Annotated in this window: 14 protein-coding genes, 1 tRNA gene and 1 pseudogene; 3 read left to right on the plus strand and 13 right to left on the minus strand. The window is 63.1% G+C overall.

Annotation, left to right across the window (positions count from 1 at the left end):
- Positions 1-14: 14 nt before the first annotated feature.
- Together infB and nusA are read right to left on the minus strand one after the other, a co-directional pair.
- Positions 15-2,981, minus strand: coding sequence for a translation initiation factor IF-2 (gene infB, locus MMB49_RS07825; RefSeq protein WP_013390214.1), 2,967 nt, complete (start codon positions 2,979-2,981; stop codon positions 15-17).
- A gap of 209 nt (positions 2,982-3,190) precedes the next feature.
- Positions 3,191-4,219, minus strand: coding sequence for a transcription termination factor NusA (nusA, locus tag MMB49_RS07830; protein ID WP_003815687.1), 1,029 nt, complete (start codon positions 4,217-4,219; stop codon positions 3,191-3,193).
- A gap of 290 nt (positions 4,220-4,509) precedes the next feature.
- Between nusA and MMB49_RS07835 the strand changes: the two genes are divergently transcribed.
- Both MMB49_RS07835 and MMB49_RS07840 read left to right on the plus strand, forming a co-directional pair.
- Entirely contained in the window at positions 4,510-5,268 is a 759-nt protein-coding gene (locus MMB49_RS07835) for a hypothetical protein (RefSeq protein WP_225840956.1), read from the plus strand.
- A 313-nt stretch (positions 5,269-5,581) separates the two neighbouring features.
- Positions 5,582-6,364, plus strand: a pseudogene (locus MMB49_RS07840) (hypothetical protein).
- A gap of 83 nt (positions 6,365-6,447) precedes the next feature.
- Here MMB49_RS07840 and MMB49_RS07845 read toward each other — a convergent pair.
- The 4 genes from MMB49_RS07845 to MMB49_RS07860 all read right to left on the minus strand — a co-directional run bounded on the left by MMB49_RS07845 (position 6,448) and on the right by MMB49_RS07860 (position 11,069).
- Positions 6,448-6,535: transfer RNA gene (locus MMB49_RS07845), tRNA-Ser, on the minus strand.
- A gap of 340 nt (positions 6,536-6,875) precedes the next feature.
- The gene (locus MMB49_RS07850) at positions 6,876-7,676 is read right to left on the minus strand and encodes a transglutaminase family protein (protein ID WP_003814594.1); all 801 of its coding nucleotides are present in this window, start codon (positions 7,674-7,676) and stop codon (positions 6,876-6,878) included.
- A 121-nt stretch (positions 7,677-7,797) separates the two neighbouring features.
- The gene (locus MMB49_RS07855) at positions 7,798-9,981 is read right to left on the minus strand and encodes a circularly permuted type 2 ATP-grasp protein (protein WP_047270845.1); all 2,184 of its coding nucleotides are present in this window, start codon (positions 9,979-9,981) and stop codon (positions 7,798-7,800) included.
- Positions 9,982-10,166: 185 nt separating this feature from the next.
- A complete protein-coding gene (locus MMB49_RS07860; RefSeq protein ID WP_041777801.1) occupies positions 10,167-11,069 on the minus strand; it encodes a tRNA pseudouridine synthase A in 903 nt (300 codons plus the stop codon).
- A gap of 274 nt (positions 11,070-11,343) precedes the next feature.
- Between MMB49_RS07860 and MMB49_RS07865 the strand changes: the two genes are divergently transcribed.
- Entirely contained in the window at positions 11,344-16,164 is a 4,821-nt protein-coding gene (locus tag MMB49_RS07865) for a discoidin domain-containing protein (protein WP_047270848.1), read from the plus strand.
- 399 nt (positions 16,165-16,563) lie between these two features.
- Here MMB49_RS07865 and rplQ read toward each other — a convergent pair whose 3' ends face one another.
- The 7 genes from rplQ to MMB49_RS07900 all read right to left on the minus strand — a co-directional run bounded on the left by rplQ (position 16,564) and on the right by MMB49_RS07900 (position 20,320).
- On the minus strand, positions 16,564-17,076 hold the full coding sequence (rplQ, locus tag MMB49_RS07870) for a 50S ribosomal protein L17 (protein ID WP_003819143.1): 513 nt from the start codon (positions 17,074-17,076) through the stop codon (positions 16,564-16,566).
- 86 nt (positions 17,077-17,162) lie between these two features.
- Complete coding sequence (locus tag MMB49_RS07875) at positions 17,163-18,158, minus strand: DNA-directed RNA polymerase subunit alpha (protein ID WP_003814583.1); 996 nt, start codon at positions 18,156-18,158, stop codon at positions 17,163-17,165.
- A gap of 80 nt (positions 18,159-18,238) precedes the next feature.
- Entirely contained in the window at positions 18,239-18,637 is a 399-nt protein-coding gene (rpsK, locus tag MMB49_RS07880) for a 30S ribosomal protein S11 (RefSeq protein WP_003814580.1), read from the minus strand.
- Positions 18,638-18,725: 88 nt separating this feature from the next.
- On the minus strand, positions 18,726-19,103 hold the full coding sequence (gene rpsM, locus MMB49_RS07885; RefSeq protein WP_003808138.1) for a 30S ribosomal protein S13: 378 nt from the start codon (positions 19,101-19,103) through the stop codon (positions 18,726-18,728).
- A 132-nt stretch (positions 19,104-19,235) separates the two neighbouring features.
- On the minus strand, positions 19,236-19,349 hold the full coding sequence (gene rpmJ, locus MMB49_RS07890; RefSeq protein ID WP_003814578.1) for a 50S ribosomal protein L36: 114 nt from the start codon (positions 19,347-19,349) through the stop codon (positions 19,236-19,238).
- 23 nt (positions 19,350-19,372) lie between these two features.
- A complete protein-coding gene (gene infA, locus MMB49_RS07895) occupies positions 19,373-19,591 on the minus strand; it encodes a translation initiation factor IF-1 (protein WP_003808114.1) in 219 nt (72 codons plus the stop codon).
- Between the two features lie 165 nt (positions 19,592-19,756).
- Positions 19,757-20,320, minus strand: a complete 564-nt coding sequence (locus MMB49_RS07900; protein WP_003815675.1) for an adenylate kinase — start codon at positions 20,318-20,320, stop codon at positions 19,757-19,759.
- Between the last annotated feature and the right edge of the window lie 39 nt (positions 20,321-20,359).

Consider the following 20,359-nt stretch of genomic DNA (forward strand, 5'->3'; position numbering starts at 1 on the left):
TGTATATATGCGCCTTACTTGCGCTCGACTTCCTGCATCTCGAAGGTCTCGATGATGTCGCCAAGCTCGATGTCGTTGAAAGTGCCGAGGTTGATACCGGCCTCGTAGCCTTCCTTGACCGACTGCACGTCGTCCTTGAAACGACGCAGCGAGGAGATCTCCAGGTCGTTGACCGTGGCGACGCCGTTGCGCAGGATACGGCACTTCGTACCGCGCTTGACCTCGCCGTCCTGCACCATGACGCCGGCGATGTTGCCGAACTTGGAGGAGCGGAAGATCTCGCGGATCTCGGAGTGGGAGGTGACGACCTCCTCGTATTCCGGCTTGAGCATGCCCTTGAGGGCGGCCTCGATGTCTTCGATCGCCTTGTAGATGATCGAGTAGTACTTGATCTCGACGCCTTCACGGTCGGCCAGATCCGCCACCTGACGGTTCGGGCGCACGTTGAAGCCGATGATGACGGCCTTGTCGACGGTCGCGAGGTTGACGTCGTTCTGGGTGATCGCGCCGACGCCGCGGTGGATGACCTGGATGCCGACCTCGTCGGACACCTCGATCTTCATCAGGGAGTCTTCCAGCGCCTCGACGGAACCGGAGGAGTCGCCCTTGATGACGATGTTGAGCATGTCCACCTCGGACTTGGCGAACTGCTCCTTGAGGCTTTCGAGCGAGACGATCTTGCGGCGCTTCGCGAGCTGCGCGGCGCGTTCGGTGGCCTGGCGCTTCTCGGCGATCTGGCGGGCGGTGCGGTCGTCGGATGCGACCAGGAAGAGGTCGCCGGCGGTCGGCACGGATGTCAGACCCAGCACCTGCACGGGCGTGGACGGGGTGGCTTCCTTCATGTGGTTGCCGTTCTCGTCGAGCATGGCGCGCACGCGGCCGTACGAGGTGCCGGCGACGATGGCGTCGCCGATGCGCAGGGTGCCCTGCTGCACGAGCACGGTCGCCACAGCGCCGCGGCCCTTGTCGAGTCGGGCTTCGACGGTGGCGCCTCGGGCGTCCATATCCGGGTTCGCACGCAGGTCGAGGTCGGCGTCGGCCGTGAGCAGCACGGCTTCGAGCAGCTTGTCGACATTGGTGCCCTGCTTGGCGGAAATGTCGACGAACATGGTGTCGCCGCCGTACTCCTCCGGCACGAGGCCGAACTCGGTGAGCTGGCCACGGACCTTCTCCGGGTTCGCACCCGGCTTATCGATCTTGTTGACGGCCACGACGATCGGCACCTTGGCCGCCTGCGCGTGGTTGATGGCCTCGACGGTCTGCGGCATCACGCCGTCATCGGCGGCGACCACGAGAATCGCGACGTCGGTGAGCTCGGCACCGCGGGCACGCATGGCGGTGAACGCCTCGTGGCCAGGGGTGTCGAGGAACGTGATCTTGCGCTTCTCGCCTTCCAGATCGACGGTCACCTGATAGGCGCCGATGCGCTGGGTGATGCCGCCGGCCTCGCGGGCGATGACGTTGGTCTTGCGGATGGTGTCGAGCAGTCGGGTCTTACCGTGATCGACATGGCCCATGACGGTGACGACCGGCGGACGCGGCTTCAGGTCCTCGTCCTCCTGCAGCTCCTCGCTGTCAAGGTCGATGTCGAACTGCTGCAGCAGCTCCTTGTCCTCCTCCTCGGCGGAGACGATCTGGATGTTCCAGCCGATCTCCTCGCCCAGGATCTGGAAGGTGGATTCGTCCAACGACTGGGTGGCCGTGGCCATCTCGCCGAGATGGAACAGCACGGTGACCAAGGCCGCCGGGTTGACGTTGATCTTCTCCGCCAGATCGGCGAGCGAGGCGCCCTGACGCAGGCGAACGGTCTGGCCGTTGCCGGTGGGGATGCGCACGCCGCCGATGACGGGTGCCTTCATCTCCTGGAATTCCTGACGCTTCGCGAGACGGTTCTTGCGGGCCTTGGACGACTTGCCGCCCTGACGGCCGAATGCGCCGGCCGCGCCGCCGCGACCGCGACCGCCGCCGCGCGACGGACCGGTTCCGGACGTGTTGGAGTTGTTCTGGAAGCCGCCGCCCTGACCAGCGCCGGTGCCAGCGCCGGCACCGAAGCGGTTGCCGCCCGCGGGACGGGCGCCGCCGGTCTGACCCGGACGGTTATGCCCCCACTGCCCCGGCTTGGCGCCCTGCGCTCCCTGACCGGGACGACCGCCACGGAATCCTCCGCGACCGCCCTGACCTGCGCCGGGACGACCGCCACGGCCGCCGCGATTGTCGTTGTGGTTGCCGTTTACGGTCGGACGGGCCATCGGGTGCGGACGGGGGATGTCGCGCGGGGTGGGCGCGTGCATGCCCTGCTTGCGGCTGAACGGGTTGTTGCCGGGACGAGGCCCCGGAGTCGACGGACGGGCGCCGCCGTTGGCGGAAGGTGCGCTGCCTGCGCCCGGCTGCTGGCCCTGGCGCGGCTGACCCTGATGGGAGCCTCCTCGGGAATCCTGCGGACGGCCGCCGGCGTTGCCGCCGTGACCGGGTTGGTGGGAACGCGGGCCGGGGAAGGCGCCGCGCTGCCCTGAAGGCGCGTGCGGATTGTGACGCTGCGCGGGTGAGGGACGGTTCTCGCCGCCTTCACGGTTCGGTCGAGCGTCACGCATGTCGCCGCGGGATTCGTTGCGATTGTCGCGCGGCGTCGTGCCGCGATTCGATGACGGCACATGTGCAGCAGGCGCCGCAGAGCGCGGTTCCGCCGGACGCGGTGCCGCGGCGGGCTTCTTGCCCAGACCGGGCTTGGCTACAGGTGCGGGCTTGACTGCGGGAGCACGATGCTCCGACGGTGCGGGAGCCGGTGTCTTGCGTTCCGCTGCGGACGCTCCCGGCTTCGCCTCGCCCTTCTGGAAGGCGTTCTTCAACTTGCGCGCCACCGGCGCCTCAACCGTCGAAGAAGCTGATTTTACGAATTCACCCATGTCCTTGAGTTTGTCAAGGACGGTTTTGCTGTCGACGCCAAAATCCTTGGCAAGCTCGTACACGCGTTTTTTCGCCACATTACTCCTAATTCTGGGCCGCGCGTAGACTCGCGCGGCTATTTTCCGATGACGGATTCTGCCCGTTTCATCGTGCAACCATGGTCGTGTTACCTCATATCTCGATCCCGTGGCATGACGGCATAACGCATCCACACCCGGTGTGCCGTGTCCAGCATACTAGGGACGTTGGATGTGCCGTCGGCCGCGCGTCACCGCCGTGTCGCGGATCACTTGCCTTCGGCAGCGACCTTCTTCGCGTGCGCTTCGGTGGATTCGATGCCGATCTTCCATCCGGTCAGCTTCGCCGCGAGACGCGCGTTCTGGCCTTCCTTGCCGATGGCCAGCGACAGCTGGTCGTCATGGATGAAGGCGATGGCGGTCTTGTTCTTCTCGCTGATGACCTGCACGCCGGTGGCGACGGCGGGAGACAGCGCAGAGGCGACGAACTTCGCCGGATCGGCGGACCAGTCGACGATGTCGATCTTCTCCGGTCCGAGGTTCTCCATGACGGCGCGCACACGGGCGCCGCCGGGGCCGATCAGGGCACCCTTGGGGTTGACGCCATCGGTGTTGGCGCGGACGGCGATCTTGGTGCGGGCGCCGGCCTCGCGGGCGATGGCCATGATCGACACGGCGCCGGACACCAGTTCCGGGACCTCGCGCTCGAACAGGCGACGCACCAGCTCGGGGTGCGAACGGGAGACGACGATCTCGGGGCCCTTGACGCCGCGCGCCACGTTGACGACATACACGCGCAGACGCTCGCCATGACGGTAACGCTCGCCGGGCACCTGCTCGCGACGGGGCAGAATCGCCTCGACATCGCCGATGGCGACATGCACGTTCGTCGGATCGCTGGCATCCTGCTGAACGATGCCGGTGACGAGCTTGCCCTTCTGGCCGGAGAAGGCGCCGAAGACCTTGTCGTCCTCGGCCTTACGGAACAGCTGTCCGATGACCTGGCGCGCGGTGGCCGCGGCGAGGCGCCCGAAGTTGCGCGGGGTGTCGTCGTACTCCTCGCCCAGCTCCGGTGCGGGATGAGGGTCATCCTCGGTGGGCTCCACCGGGATCTCCTTACGAGCCCACACGGTGAACGTGCCTGCCCGCGTGTCGAGTTCGACACGGGCATGCTTGGCCGCATGAGGTGTTTTCAGATAGGCCAGACGCAGCGCCTCTTCCAGCGCGGCGTCCAGTTGTTCGAGATCAATTCCTTGCTCGATGGCGAGCTGATGCATTCCTGCCAGGTCCAGTTCCATACTCAAGACCTCCTATGAAGTTATAGCCGTGGTGGCGCGCATATGGTCACAGTCGTCTATTAGTGTAGAGGCCTATGCAGACACGTCATTGGCCAGATCACGGCATTCCATGCCGTGAGAGGAGCATATCTTCGTGGTGTCGCCGTATCGTCGCGGCACTCTGCATCACCGCCCTGTGCGGCGCCCTGAGCGCCTGCAGCGCGCCCCGGATCGATGGGCGCGCGGAGTCGGAACACCAGCCCAGCGCCTGTGAGAGCGCCTACTGGACCGCCGACGCGTCGACGGCCACCATGAACGGCCGTCACCATATCATCATGCGATATCTCGCGGCGAAGCAGGCCGTCGGGCAGTGGAGCGAGGTGGCCGCCACCTGCACCCAGCGATTCGCGCAGGGCACGATCAGAAGCGCCCAGGCCGAGCATGTGGCCGTGACGCTGGGCACAAGGCTCGGTGGCAACGACACCTACCGCACGGTCTCCGACGACAGCCTGAGGCAGGTTCTGGGCATCGACCTCGACGGCGCCACCTTGGGCGCCATGTCGCTGGCCGAGGACCGCGCCGGGTTCGTCATGGAGGTGCTCGCCGCGCGGGATACGCCCGGCGCCACCCTGAGCCGGTCCGACCGGCACAAGACCGCGGGGCAATTGCTCTTCACCGCGTCCGGCTTGAGCCGCGACCCGCGAGAAAAGGTCTACGACATCCAGAAGATCCTCGCCTCGCCGACCTCGATGACCGATTCCACGACCGGCCTGAGCGTGCCGACAACGGCCTTGACGGAGATCGACTGCGCCCGGGAGCAGCTCGCCGCCATGGCCGATGACGGGGCGTCGGCCAAGTCGAAGCACACCGACAAGACCGGCAACAACACCAACGGCAGCGGCGATACCGACAGTGCAACTGACACCACCGACGTCAACGCCACCGATACCAACACCGTCGGCACGGAAAACGACGCACGCCTGCGTGTCCTCTCCACGCTGATCTCCTCCCACATCACCTCCGCATTCGCACTCGGCTACCCCGACATGGACGCGTTCCTCTTCTCCTGATCGCATCACTCCCGCAGCCCTATTATGCATACGGGGGTAAAAGCAACACCCGTACGCCGCAGAAGTCAGCCCGATTGCATATGCGCAGCATAACCGTTTCTTCGTAAAAGGTCTCACGTTGCCGTGAAACCCGATGGGAAAAACGCCAAACTCACCCTCGATGGCTCATCGATGAGCCAGCAACGACAACGTAGGGCCTATAGGAGCTTTTGTGGTGTTTATGATCGAGGTCTGGCCTTGTACGAGTAGGCGTGTCGGCATGTCTTTTTCTCCGCGTGGAAAAAGATGCGCTCCCGGTGGTGGGCTGGATGGTGTGAGAACGCCATCCAGCAAAGCGAAGAAATGCCCGGCATGCGGGCGTGCGATGAAGAAGAACGGACGGACCGGCAAGGGCACGCAACGGTGGAGATGCCGGGCCTGCCGGCTGAGCTCGACGATGCCGCAGCGCGGCCGCAGACGGGCGCGGACGCTGGAGGAGTTCCTCTCATGGCTGCCGGGGCCGTCGTCCCAGACGGCGTCGGAATCCACGGGCGACGCGCACGCCCTGCGCAAGCGGATCGCATGGTGCTGGTCAATCCGGCCGCGCATCGCCCCGCCGGACGCGAAGCGCCACACGGTCATGGCCGACGGCACGTACATGGGCCACGGCTGGCGCCTGATCATCGCCATCGACGGCGAAAGCGGAGAAGTCCTCGCCTTCCAGTGGCGCGCATACGAGGAGCTGCGCCGCTGCTGCCGGCGGTTGGAGAAACTGTTCCGCGCGGGGGACTCTTCGCCTTTCCCGGGCCGGCGCTTGCCGCAGGTGGGCCGGTGGCGCGCACCACGAACCGGCTGGAGGGCGGCGTCAACTCGGTCGTCAAGAACGTGTTGCGCAACCCGCGGACTGCCCGAGGAGCACATGCTCCGCGCGTGCGAATGGGTGTGCTACATGAAGACCGCGCACCCGCGGCCGGAATCATTCATTCCCGACGATCCGCTGGAGGACGGGAAAGCGACGTCGCCCGAACCGGAAGGCGACGTCTCGCCCGCATACGGGATCGGCATCGACTGGAACGAATTCCACACCGGCACGCGATATCCCAACGGCACCGACTGACGCCGAGAACCAGACCTAAAGCACCACAAAAGTTCCTATAAGCCCGAAAGAGGGTTCCGGGAGAATCCCGGAACCCTCTTTGCTGGCGGATAGGGCGAGATTCGAACTCGCGGAGGGGTTAGCCTCACACGCTTTCGAGGCGTGCTCCTTAGACCGCTCGGACACCTATCCATGCGCTGCGAAAAAACGCAACTTGTTCATTATAAGTCGATTTCCCGATTACGCAAATCAGCGCGTGGCGCACCTGCCACCGCTCCATCGAGCCTCCATCGGCGAGCTATCTGCGTTTCGAGGGGTGGATTCAGCTCCTGCAAAACATCTATCTGCATTTCAAGGGGTTGGTGGTCAAGTATGACGGCTCGCTAATCCGCATGATTCCAATAGCGTAACAAGCCGAATACATCAGGTATCGCGTTTGAGCAACCCCCTGAAACGCAGATAGATGACCCGAGCAGCCTCAATCAACCCCTCGAAAGCGAGATAGCCCGCAAAACGCCCCAGGCAACCGTCCTCACAGCAGCTGCTCGTGGACGGAGGCGTTCACCCATTGGTTCTGCTGGACCTGATAGCCCGAGAAGATGCCGATGTCGAGCATGCAGTCGCGGTAATCGCGCCCGTGGGCGATGGTGATGTAGTTGTCGTCGACCATGCGGTTGTGGGTGGGGTCGAGCCCGATCCAACGGCCGTCGTGGTAGATCTCCACCCATGCGTGCGTCGCACCCTCGCCGCCCAGCAGGCCCGCGATGTAGCGGGCGGTCAGCCCGACGTGGCGGCACACCGAGAGCATCACGTGCGCGTAGTCCTGGCACACGCCCTTGCGCTGGGCGAGCGCCTGCTCGGCGGTGGTGCGGATCGTGGTCGAAGCGGGCGTATACGTGAACGCCTGATACACCTCGTCCATCACCTCCCATGCCTGATCAATCGGCGTGGCGTCAGCCGGCAGCCCGGCGATGCGCGCCCGGCACGCCGCGATCATGGCCTCGATGCACGGCCCGGGAATCGTCAGCGCCGAGTTGAACCGGTACAGCGGCTTGTAGATCTCCGACTTGATGTGGGCGTTGTCGACGAACGCGATGCCCTTCACCGAATAGCTGAATATCGTGTGAGGCTGCGGGATGAACCCGGTCATGACCACGGAATCGAACGAGTCGATGGTCGTCTCCAGTTCGACGTCCGGCTCGATGGCGACCTCCACGTCCACCACCTGCTGTCGCGGGCCGGTCGCAGGCACGCAGCGCAGTTGGAAACGATGGTCGGTGACCGGCGAGCTGAACGTCAGCTTCATCTCGTAGTCAAACACCAGTTTCTTCATGACGGCAGGCTCCTCGTCGGATAATGCTCGCAAAAATCCACTCTAGTCTAGCAGAAACGGCGGAGGTCATCCGTCAGCTGACGGCCGCCGACCGGTCACGCTCCGATCGGCGGTCTGCCCCTCACGGACGCTTGGCGTCCATGTTCATCGCGTTGAGCATGCCCGCGTCCTTCGGGTCGCCGGTGATGGCCCGGCTGTTGAAGTCGGTGAGGAACTCGTTCAGGCGGCTCGTCAGCTCCGGGTAGCCGCGGCTCGGCAACTGCCCGAGTAGCCAGCTGATGCCGGACACGAAGCATGAGGGCAACGGCATGCCGTCGAGCGTGCGCGAGTAGGTCTCCAACTTGGCGAGCGGCGCGTCGAGCTCGCTATTGTCCAGATGGAAGCGGGTGTACAGGTCGATGCGCTCGATGTACTTGCCGATGAACACGAACGCCTTCAGTGTGATGTCTGCGGTGGAGTTCTCGATGCCGCCCCAGAACGCGAGCATGTCGTCGGCGATGTCACGCTGCGAGTAGATGTCATCCGCGCTGGCGGAACGCTCGGCGGCCTCGGTGATGTTCTTCACCGCGAGCTCGACGTACTGCAGCAGCCTCGACGTCAGCTCCGGGCGCAGCACCACGGCGTTGTTGAACGCGGCGACGATGGCGGAGCGCACCGAGTCGGGGTTCGTGCCGTCGTAGAGGAAGGAGTGGATGAACCCGTCGAAGTCCTCGAAATCCTGCGGTAGGTCGAGCGCCTTCGCGAACGGGCGGAACGCGTCCACATCGGTGTCCATCACGCGGTCGTAGAAGGGGAAGAACTGCACGAGTGTCGTGAACGCGCGCTCGGTGTACCGCCCGAGCCAGTACAGGTTGTCGGCCTTCGACGCGGTGACCAGCGACAGCGAGTGCCGCTTCGAATGCGGAATGAGGTTCACCGAGGCGACCGACTCCTCGCGCTGCTTGTCCGTGCTGCCGTCTTCGGGCGCCAGCACCCACGTATCCTTGAATCCGCCGCCCTGCGACGAGTTGACGATCATCTGGCCGGGCACTGACGAGTAGCGCGTCAAGCCGGAATACCACACGTGCGTGTTCTGCCCGGTGACCACGAATGCGCGCAGATCGCACTTGCGCGGGCTCACCTCGCCACTGTCCGGGTCGATCACGTCGATGTCGCGGAACTGGATGACCTCCTGCGCGATAAACCGGCGCGGATCCTCCTTGATGCGGTCGGCCAGATCCTCCCGCGCGGCCTCGTCGAGCGACGAGCCGAACACGACGCCGTAGCCTCCGGCTTCCGCCACGTCCTTGATGACCAGCTCGCCCATGCGGTCGAGCACTTCCTTGCGGTCCTTCTCGAACATCGGCATGTAGGTCGGCGCGTTGTGCAGGATCGGCTCCTCGTTGAGGTAGTAACGGACCATCTGCGGCACGAAATAGTAGATCGCCTTGTCGTCCGCGGCCCCGTTGCCGGGCGCGTTGATGATGGCGACGTTGCCGGAACGGTAGGCCGACAGCAGTCCGGGCACGCCGATAACCGAGTCCGGGTTGAACGCGAACGGGTCGAGGTATTCGTCGGACAGGCGGCGGTACACGGCGCCCACGCGATGCCGGTTGCCGGCATAGTCGAGGAAGTACAGCTTGTTGTCGACGACTTCCAAGTCTTCGGGGAACGCGAGTGCCGCGCCGGTCTTCTCGGCCAGGTAGGCGTGCTCGAAGAACGCCGAATTGTAGCGCCCCGGCGTGAGCACGACGGCGATGCCTTCGGTGGATACGAAGTCCATGGCCTTGCGCAGCAGCCGCGGATAGTCGCGGTTGTCGCGCACGTGCACGTCGCGGAACAGTTTGGGATTCGTACGGCGTTCGATGTCGCGCGCGAACAGCGGGTAGCTGGCTCCCGACGGGATGCGCAGGTTGTCTTCCAGCACCCACCAGCGCCCGTCCTCGCCTTGGACGAGGTCTTCGCCTGCGATGTGCGCGAAGATGCCGCCGGGAGGAGTCACGCCGTTGACTTGCGGAAAGTAGCCGGCCGACGTGTACACGTATTCTTCGGGGATGACGCCGTCGTGGATGATGCGCTTGTCTGAGTATATGTCTTTGAGGTAGGCGTTGAGTGCGTTCACGCGCTGCTTGAGGCCGGCTTCCAGCTCGTCGAATTCGTCGGATTCGATGATGCGCGGGATCGGGTCGTATGGAAACAGCCGGTCGTGGTATTCGCCGTTCTTGTATACGCCGAAACGCACGCCGTTGCGGCTCAGTTCACGGTTGATGTCTCCTCGCCTGTTGACCAGTTCCTCGGCGAATTGTCGGGCTGACCGTTCTGTCATGGCGACTCCTTGTCTCACAGATACGCATGCTGAACGCTTATGCTCTATGATACTGAACTCGTCCCAGCGTATGCGGCCGTGGTTTCCGCATTCGCTCGAAAAATCGACAATCATGTTACGAATCGGTCGCGCCGCGAACGGTTCGCCGGCATGCCGAACGTCTGCCTTCGCGCCCACCCCCGCGTCTACAGCGTGCGCTTGGCGCGTATACGCTCGGCCCGTTCGGCGAGCTCGTCGTCGGCGGGATAGGCGACGTGCTCCAGCGTCAGCCCTTGCGGCGCGATCGGCCCTGTGGAGCCCTCGCGCAGCGGCACGGCCATCTTCTCTCGGAACCAGTCGGTCGAGCGCTTGCCCATGCCGACCTGTATGCAGCCGCCGACCAGCGAGCGCACCATGTTGCGAGCGAAGGCGTCGGCGACGATGGTGAAGCACAGCAGGTCGGATTCGGCGGCCGGCGTGCGGTATCGCTCCCCCATGCCGTCGACGACCAGCGGCCGGGTGGGGATCCGCCGCCAATATGCGGTTTTGACCTCGCGAATCGTGGTACCGCCCGGATTGGGGGTGGCGAACGAGCCGAAATCATGCAGTCCGATGGTCATCGCGGCGGCCTCGTTCATCGCGGCGACGTCGAGGTCGGCGTCGAGGTGCAGCACGAAGCCGCGCAGACGCGGGTCGACTTCGCTGGCACGGTCGGCCACGCGATACACGTAAGTGCGTTCCAGTGCGGAGAACCTCGCGTCGAATCCGCTCGGCGCGACCGTCACGTCATGGATGGTGATGTCCGCGGGCAGCATGCGTTGCAGACGGTGCTTGAGCGCTACGGTCGGCGGCACGCTCATGTGCCCGACGCAGCGGCTCAGCGTTTCCTCGCCGATGTCGAGATGGCAGACCTGATGCGAGGCATGCACGCCCGTGTCGGTGCGGCCGGCGACGGTCAGGCGCAGCGGCTCGGCGGGATCGTCGACCGGCACGCGCGTAATCGTGTGCAGCACCCGTTCGATCTCGCCCTGCACGGTGCGAATCGTCGGCTGCTTCGCCCATCCGAAGAAGCCGCCGCCGTCATATGCCAGGTCAATGCGCAATCTCATCACGCCCACCAGTATATCGACGCCGCGCCGAGTCCCCTTCCCCACCTCGCGACACCCATGTGCCGATACACTGTGTGCAAATGTTGGATGTAACGGTAAACTTTGTTTATATTGGAGCAAAGTCGCAACGAATGCGGCGATGCGCTAACCAATCAACAAAGATTCCGACAATAACAGAAACAACATTAACCACATACCCAATGGAGAGATTATGCGATTGAGGAGAGTGAAAGCGGCCATAGGCAGTGTCCTGGCAGCCGTGACACTACTGAGTATGTCGCTGACCGGCGTCACGGCGGCGCAAGCCAGCGATGACAATCTTGCACTGAATCAGACCGTAACGGCCAGTTCATATGAAGTGGCGACGACTGCGCCCGAGAAGGCCGTGGACGGCGATCTCGGCACACGCTGGGGCACCGCGCAGAACAAGGCCGCAAACGAATGGATCGAGGTCGGCTTGGGCGGCACCAAGACCGTCAAGCAGATCAACATCGATTTCGAGCGCAAAGATGCCGATCAGAACATCACCAGTTTTAAAGTCGAGCTGAAGCAGGGCGACACCTATACCAAGGTGTATCAGAAGGACACCCGCGCCAAGCAACAGGAGATCATCCTGCTTGACCAGGCGCAGCAGGCGTCCGCCGTGAAGGTGACCGTACTGTCCGCCGACGGCGGCACCATGAACTGGGTCAACGTGGGCATCAACGAGATTTCCGTGTACTCCGCACCCAAGGAGACCGTGCTCGACACGGCCGACACGAACCACATGCTCGGCGCCACCATGACCGCCTCCAGCAACGAGACGGCGACGCTCACCCCCGACAAGGCGATCGACCAGAACCGCACCGGCCGCAACAACCGTTGGGCCAGCGGCTACGAGACCCCGAGCAACATCTGGCTGAAGGCGGAATTCCCGCGGCTCACCGCGGTCAAGGACATCCGCATCTATTTCTTCGAGCGTGACGTGAATCCGAAGCCTACCAATGTCCAGAGCTTCGACCTGTCCTACACCGACTCCGAAGGCACCGAGCACACGCTCAAGTCCGGCTACGCGATGACGGCCTCCGGGGCCGGTTATGTCGCTGACGTCGTCATCCAGCTCGATCAGGCCGTCAACGCCCGCTCGCTCAAGCTGTCGAACTTCGCGATCAAAAGCTCCGAATACAACAACGTGAGCGTCGCCGAATGGGAGGCGTATTCGAACGATCAGGCCGAGCCGGGCGCCACGCTCGACAGCGTGGTCTCCGACCTCGAATCCAACCACCTGACCATCGAGACCGACACCGACACGCTGGCTCTGCCCACTGTGCCCGACGGCTACACCGTCAAGTTCAACGGCGCCGACTACGAGCAGCTCATCGCCGCCGACGGCACCGTCAACCACCCGCTGGTCGACAAGACCGTGCAGGTCGCCTACGTCGTCACCGACACCGCCACCGGCAACACCAAGACGACCTCCGACATCCCCTACGTCGTCAAAGGCACCAACCAGCAGCAGGAAGGCAACAACGCCAAGCCGACCATCATCCCCGAAATCGCCGAATGGCATTCGACCAGTGCCGCCAAGCTGGCGGCCTCCGCCGTGACGAAGGTCGTCTACGACGATGATTCGCTCAAGGCCGTGGTCGACGAGTTCGTCGCCGACTACAAGGACTTCACCGGCATCAAGCTGACCGCCAAGAAGGGCGCCGCCGAAGCCGGTGCGTTCAACTTCGTCAAGACCGACTCCACGGCCGCGATCGCGCAGCTCGGCGACGAAGGCTACACGATGGACATCCGGGCCGACCGCGTGGTCGCCAAGTCGTCCAGCGTGACCGGCAACATGTACGCGATGCAGACGATCCTGCAGATGACCAAGCAGGACGCCAACGGCTTCGTGATCGGTTCGATGCGCGACTACCCGCGCTTCACCACCCGCGGACTCCTGCTCGACGTGGCCCGCAAGCCCGTCTCGCTGGAGATGATGCGCGAGATCACCCGCACGATGCGCTACTACAAGATGAACGACTTCCAGGCGCATCTGTCCGACAACTACATCTTCCTGGAGAACTACGGCAAGGGCGACAACGAGGACGAGGCGTTCAAGGCCTATGACGCGTTCCGTCTCGAATCCAGCCTGACCAACGACAAGGGCGAATCGCCCACGGCCGAGGACTACTCCATCTCCAAGAAGACGTTCAAGCAGTTCATCCAGGACGAGCGCGCCCTCGGCATGAACGTCGTGCCGGAGATCGACGTGCCCGCGCACGCCAACTCCTTCACGAAGATCTGGCCCGAGCTCATGGTGAAGGGACGGGTCTCCCCGATCAACTCCAACCGACCGCTCATCGACCACCTCGACGTGTCCAAGCCCGAGACCATCGCCAAGATCAAGGAGATCTTCGACGACTACACCAAGGGCGACGACCCGACGTTCGACAGCGACACGACCGTGCACATCGGTGCCGACGAGTTCCTCTACAACTACACGGCATACCGTAAGTTCATCAACGAGATCGTCCCCTACATCAAGGACACGAACACCGTGCGCATGTGGGGCGGCCTGACTTGGATCAACGACCACAAGACGGAGATCACCAAGGACGCGATCGAGAACGTCGAGATGAACCTGTGGTCCAAGGACTGGGCCGACGGCCTCCAGATGTACAACATGGGCTACAAGCTGATCAACACGATCGACGACTACGGCTACATGGTGCCCAACGGCAGCTACGGACGTGCCAACGCGTACGGCGACCTGCTGAACATCAGCCGCGTCTTCGACAGCTTCGAGCCCAACAAGGTCCGCAGCAGCGGCGGCTACCAGGCCGTGCCCTCCGGCGACGACCAGATGCTCGGCGCCGCGTTCGCGATCTGGAGCGACAACATCGACAAGAGCGCATCGGGTCTGACCGAATCCGACCTGTACTGGCGCTTCTTCGACGCGATGCCGTTCTACGCCGAGAAGACCTGGGCCGCCACCGGCAAGGAGAAGGGCACCGCCGCGAAACTCACGGCGCTGGCCGCCAAGCAGGGAACCGGCCCTCGCACCAACCCGTACTACCAGGCCACTTCGAAGAACAGCGTCTACGAGAGCTACGACTTCAACGACGGGCTCGCCGACGCCAGCGGCAACGGCCGCGACCTGACCATCGGCGACGGCAGCAAGGCCGCCGTCAAGGACCAGTCGCTCAAGCTCGCCGGCGGCTCCAGCTATGCCACATCCAAGCTCGACAAGCTCGGCAACGGCAACGAGCTGACGTTCGATGTGACGCTCCAGCAGGCTGCCAAGCCCGGAGACATCCTCTTCGAGGCCGACGCTCCGTACGGCACGCATGACATCCGCGTCATGGAGAACGGCAAGCTCGGCTTCACGCGAGAGCTGTACAACTACTACTTCGATTACGAGCTGCCGGTCGGCAAGACGGTCACCGTGACCATCAAGGTGGACCAGCAGACCACGAAGCTGTATGTTGACGGCGAATTCGTGAGCGATGCGACCGGCAAGTACATCGACAAGGGCATCGAGAAGAAGACCGGCATCACCGCCGCGACCTTCGCACTGCCGCTGCAGCGTATCGGCTCGAAGACCTCTGCGATCAACGGCGTCATCGACAACGTCATCGTCAAGAAGTCCGAGGCCGAGACAGACCAGTACAACAAGTCCTGCTGGACCGGCACGACCAATTCCGAGACCCAATACAACGACACGGAAGGTCTGCTGCGGTACGCGTTCGACAACAACCCGAGCACCATCTGGCATTCCAACTGGAAGGGCGCCACGGACAAGCTGACCGGTTCGAACTCGTTCTACGCCGAGATCGACATGTGCCAGAAGTACACGATCAACCAGTTCTCCTTCACGCCGCGTACCAGCCAGGACAGCGGACAGGTGACCAAGGCCGATCTGTACGTCAAGGCCAACGCGAACGACGAGTGGAAGCAGGTCGCCACGGATCAGGTGTTCGAGGCCAGCCGCGCCAAGAAGACCTTCATGTTCGACGAGCAGGAAGTGCGGTACGTCAAGTTCGTGGCCAAGTCCTCGAACGATGGCTGGGTCGCGGTCTCCGAGTTCGGCGTGGCGAACAAGCCGTCCTCCACCGTGCGCGTATTCGTCGCGGCCGATCCGGCCGAAGGCGGTACGGTGAGCGTAGCCGCCGAGGGCGAAACCGGCACCGATACGGCCGTGGACGTCGCATCCGGTGCCTCGGTGACCGCCAAGGCGGTCGCGGCGGATGGCTACAGGTTCAGCGGCTGGTTCACGACGGCCAGTGAGACGGCGGTTTCCACCGATGCCACGTACACGTTCGCAGCCGACGGCAACACGGCTCTGACCGCGAAGTTCACCAAGGACTCCACGCCGGATCCCGGCCCGAAGCCGACCATCAGCTCGATCGCCGTCACCAAGCCGACCGTCACCGATTACAAGGTCGGCGACACGTTCGACGCCACTGGACTGGCGGTCACCGCCACGATGTCGGACGGCAGCACGAAGACCCTGACGGCCGGCGAGTACACGCTCTCAGCCACGCAGGACGGTGCCGCGGTCGCGCTTGACAAGGCGTTCGCCAAGGCCGGAAAGGTCACTGTCACGGTCACCGCCAACGGCAAGACCGCCACCTTCGACGTGACCGTGACGGCCAAGGATCCCGATCCGGAACCCGCGACGCTCAAGTCCATCAAGGTCACGTCCAAGCCGGACAAGACCACGTACACCGTGGATGAGACGTTCGCCAAGACAGGTCTCGCGGTGACGGGCACCTGGTCCGACGGCAAGACGGCGCTGCTGAAGGACGGCGAATACAAGCTGTCCGCGGTCGACGCCGACGGCAAGACCGTCGACCTGACCAAGCCGTTCACGGCTGCGGGCGACGTCACCGTCACAGTGACCTCCGGCAAGCTCACCGACTCCTTCACGATCACCGTCAAGGCGAAGACCGTGACCCCGGCTCCTGGCGACAACAAGCCGGGCGAGAACAAGCCCGGTGCCGACAAGCCGAAGCCGAACACGCCTGACGAGGTCGCCAAGACCGGTGCTTCGGTCACGGCGGTCGTCTTCAGCGCCCTGTTGCTGTTGTCCGCAGGCTACCTGCTGGTGCGTAAGCGCAGGATCTGACCGAATTACGTGTCATCCCCCGCGGATGACACGCTGAGACCCTAGAGGGGGCTCCCGGTTCACACCGGGAGCCCCCTCTTCCGTTGCATGCAGGTACGTAATAACGTGTATATGTCATTATCGCCTACTGTTGCGTATCTAAGTGCGCGCAGAAACGACGAGTCCGCGCACTTAGATACGCAAACGGGGCTATTTGCGTTCCTAAGTGCGCACGGTTGTCGTTTCGGCGCGTACTTAGGAACGCAACCGCATCTGATGCCAACGCATCCGCTGGCGGAGGGCTGTCCGTGCAACGGACTAGGGCCCGTCAACAGCCTCCAGTACCACCCAACAAACAAAAAACAGGGGCTGGAAACCAGTTACGGTTCCCAGCCCCTATCAATGTCTATGAGACGGGTCTCACTCGGCCTTGTCGGCGGTCTCCTCGGCAGCGGTCTCGGCGGGCGCCTCAACCGGAGCTTCAGCGGCGGCGGTCTCCTCGACCGGAGCCTCGGTAGCGGCGGCGACCTTGGTGGCGGCCTCAGCTTCCTTGACGACAGCCTTCTTCGGGCTTACCGGCTCGGTGACGAGCTCGATGACGGCGGCAGGCGTGGAGTCGCCCTTGCGCGGAGCGATCTTGACGATACGGGTGTAGCCGCCCTCACGCTGCTCCATCTGCTCGGCAATCTGAGTGAACAGCACGTGCACGACGGACTTGTTGCGGATGACGCGCATCACGCGACGACGGGAGTGCAGGTCACCGCGCTTCGCGAAGGTGATCAGGCGCTCGGCCAGCGGACGAAGGCGCTTGGCCTTCGGCAGCGTGGTGGTGATGCGACCGTGCTGGAACAGGCTGGTGGCCATGTTCGCGAGCATAAGGCGCTCATGGGCCGGGCTTGACGCCAGACGCGGGCCCTTCTTGGGTGTAGGCATAGTTTCTCCTTATAGCCCGTCGGATTCAGGTGGGCACATGCCCGAACGTCCGAATCCGACGGTTATATCTGTTGCGAAAGGTGACGTCACTCGTCCTCAGGCGAGAAGAACGTACCACCTTCCAAATTGTTGGTATCGAAGCCCAGCGGCGACGACTTCAGCGACAGTCCCATGGACTGCAGCTTGTCCTTGACCTCGTCGATCGACTTCATACCGAAATTGCGAATATCCAGCAGATCCTGCTCGGTGTGAGCGACAAGCTCGCCGATCGTGTGGATGCCCTCGCGCTTGAGGCAGTTGTAGCTGCGCTGCGTGAGGTTGAGATCCTCGATCGGGACGGCCATCTCGGGGTTGGTCTCCTCCGCGACGGGAGCGGGACCGACTTCGACGCCTTCGGCCTGCACGTTGAGCTCACGGCACAGGCCGAACAGCTCAACCAGGGTGGAGCCAGCGGAAGCCACCGCATCGCGTGGTGAAATGGCCGGCTTGGTCTCCACGTCCAGAATAAGCTTGTCGAAATCAGTGCGCTGTTCGACGCGCGTGGCCTCGACCTTGTAGCTTACCTTGAGCACCGGGGAGTAAATCGAATCGACCGGGATACGACCGATCTCATCGGTGTCCTGCTTGTTCATCTGCGCGGGGACGTATCCACGGCCACGCTCGACGGTGAACTCGATTTCGAGTTCGCCGTCGTCGGCGAGGGTCGCGATGTGCTGGTCCGGGTTGGCGATGGTGACACCGGCGGGCGGTGTGATGTCGCCCGCGGTGACTTCGCCATTGCCGCTCTTGCGCAGATACATGACCACGGGCTCGTCGTACTCGCTGGTCAGCACGATGCCCTTGATGTTCAGCAGAATCTCAGTGACGTCTTCCACGACACCCGGCAGAGTGGTGAACTCATGCAGGGCACCGGAAATACGCACGGAAGTGACCGCCGCGCCCGGAATCGAGCTCAGCAGTGTGCGGCGCAGCGAATTACCAAGTGTGTATCCGAAACCGGGCTCAAGCGGCTCGATGACGAAACGGGAACGCTGCGGATTGATGGATTCCTCGGTAAGTGTCGGACGCTGTGCGATAAGCACTGTGTGTATCCTTTCAGCTTCTGGACGGTGGTGCACTCACCTTCCGTAAGCGGTTTTGGATGGATGAGATTGCTGAGTGCTCAGACGCGACGACGCTTCGGGGGACGAACGCCGTTGTGCGCTTGCGGAGTGACGTCGGTGATGGAACCGACTTCGAGTCCAGCGGACTGGAGAGAACGGATGGCGGTCTCACGACCGGAACCCGGGCCCTTCACAAAGACATCGACCTTCTTGACGCCGTGTTCCATGGCCTTGCGGGCCGCGGACTCGGCCGCCATGCCAGCGGCGTACGGAGTGGACTTACGGGAGCCCTTGAATCCGACATCGCCACCGGATGCCCAGGACACGACTGCGCCGGACGGGTCGGTGATGGAGATGATGGTGTTGTTGAACGTTGACTTGATATGCGCCTGCCCGACGGGGATCGACTTGCGATCACGACGACGAGGCTTGCGCGCGGCCTGCTTAGGAGCTGCCATTGACCCTCGTTTCCTTGTAACGAACTGTTGTTTTGGATTGGATCCGGACGATGGGTGTCACCCCGTGGCCCGAATCGACGCCACCCTATTACTTGGTGGCCTTCTTCTTTCCGGCGACCGTGCGCTTCGGACCCTTGCGGGTGCGGGCGTTGGTCTTGGTGCGCTGACCGCGCACGGGAAGTCCCTTACGGTGACGCTGGCCTTGGTAGCAGTTGATCTGGATCTTGCGACGGATGTCCGCGTCGATTTCACGACGCAGATCGCCCTCGATCTTGTAATTGCCTTCGAGGTAATCACGCAGCGTAATCAGCTGCTCATCCGTCAGATCCTTGACGCGAATATCCGGGTTGATACCGGTCGCGGCAAGCGTTTCCTTGGCACGAGTGCGACCTACACCGAAAATATAGGTGAGGGCGATCTCGATGCGCTTCTCATTGGGGATGTCGACTCCGGCAAGACGTGCCATTGCGATTCCTTCTGTGTTCACGCAGGTCGTGCACCGAGTCTTCCGGTTTCCCGGCCCGGGCCTGCGTACCCGGGGTTCAGCTGTTCGCTGTGACTCAGCGCCTTATTTACTTGTTGCCGCTGGAATCTGCTCTCAGCCCTGGCGCTGCTTGTGGCGCGGGTTCGTGCAGATCACCATGACGCGGCCGTGACGGCGGATCACGCGGCAGTTTTCGCAGATCCTCTTCACGCTAGGGCTGACCTTCATGGTTTTCCTTTGCTTGTACCTATTTACTTGTAACGGTACGTAATACGCCCACGGTTCAGATCGTAGGGGCTCATTTCCAGCACGACGCGATCCTGCGGCAGGATGCGGATGTAGTTCTTCCGCATTTTGCCGGAAATCGTCGCCAGCACGATGTGCTTGTTCTCAAGTTCGACGCGGAACATCGCATTCGGCAACGCTTCCACTACCTGACCTTCGACTTCAATCACACCGTCTTTTGCCATAAGCCTTACAGTCCATTCCTTGGGTGTATTACACTTGTATGTCCGAAGACACACCAAATTTAAAGGATATATCATAACGGGTCACGACACGCCGAGGCGTGCATGACCCGTTATAATTTTTTGCTTTATCCTTGCTCCTGCCGGCGATACGACCGGCAGCGGCAATCAGTCGCTCAGCGCGGCGACGATGTTGGCCTGAATGGCGTCGATGTCGCCGACGCCGTCAATGGCGACCAGCTGGCCGCGGCTCTTGTACGTGTCGAGCAGCGGAGCGGTTTCCTTGGCGTACGTGGCCAAACGCTTGGCGATGGCCTCGGGGGTGTCGTCAGAACGGCCCTGCTCCTGCGCGCGCTTGGCGATGCGCTGCATCAGCACATCATGGTCGGCGTCAAGGGCGACGACCTTGTCCAGCGGCGTGCCGAGCTCTTCGAGCATCGCGTCCAGCGCCTTGACCTGGGAGGCGTTGCGCGGGTAGCCATCGAGAATCCAGCCGTTCTTGGCGTCGTCCATGGCCAGACGGTCCTTGACGATCTTGTTGGTGAGCTCGTCGGGCACCAGTTCGCCCTTGTCGGTGTACTTCAGCGCCTCAAGGCCGAGCTCGGTCTTGTTCTTGATGTTGTAGCGGAAGATGTCGCCGGTCGAGATGGCGGGGATGCCGTAGTGCTCGGCGAGCAGGGCGGCCTGGGTGCCCTTGCCGACACCTTGCGGGCCCATGATCAGCAGTCGCATGTGGTCTCCTTGGTGAAGTGAATACGTTATATATGTTCG

The organism is Bifidobacterium sp. SKU (assembly GCF_026016405.1).
Taxonomy (GTDB): Bacteria; Actinomycetota; Actinomycetes; order Actinomycetales; family Bifidobacteriaceae; genus Bifidobacterium; species Bifidobacterium bifidum.